The organism is Pseudomonas marginalis (assembly GCF_001645105.1).
Lineage (GTDB): Bacteria > Pseudomonadota > Gammaproteobacteria > Pseudomonadales > Pseudomonadaceae > Aquipseudomonas > Aquipseudomonas petroselini.
Map to the genome: position 1 here is coordinate 1 of NZ_LKEG01000026.1, position 602 is coordinate 602.

At 59.3% G+C, this 602-nt stretch carries 1 pseudogene; it reads left to right on the plus strand.

What is annotated here, in order from left to right:
- Positions 1–30 precede the first annotated feature (30 nt).
- A pseudogene (locus tag AO064_RS04980) lies at positions 31–602 on the plus strand (electron transfer flavoprotein subunit alpha/FixB family protein); the annotation flags it as partial.

Genomic DNA, 602 nt, shown 5'->3' on the forward strand with positions numbered 1-602 from the left:
ACTGAAAAACGAAGCGAAGGTAATCTAACCATGACTATCTTGGTAATCGCAGAACACGACAACAAGGTTGTGGCCCCGGCCACTCTGAACACTGTCGCCGCTGCCGCCAAAATCGGTGGTGATATCCACGTCCTGGTCGCCGGCCAAAACGTTGGCGCCGTGGCTGAAGCCGCTGCAAAAATTGCTGGCGTGAGCAAAGTACTGGTCGCCGACAACGCGGCCTACGCTCATCAACTGCCGGAAAACGTCGCCCCGCTGGTTGCAGAGCTGGGCGCTGGCTACAGCCATATCCTGGCTGCCGCCACTTCCAACGGCAAAAACATCCTGCCACGCGTTGCCGCGCAGCTGGACGTTGATCAGATCTCCGAGATCATCTCGGTCGAAAGCGCCGACACCTTCAAGCGCCCGATCTACGCCGGTAACGCCATCGCTACCGTTCAATCGAACGCTTCGGTCAAAGTCATCACCGTCCGCGCCACCGGTTTCGACCCGGTGGCTGCTGAAGGCGGTTCGGCTGCCGTTGAAGCTGTTGCGGCTGCCCACGATGCGGGTACATCCAGCTTTGTTGGCGAAGAGCTGGCCAAGTCGGATCGTCCTGAGCT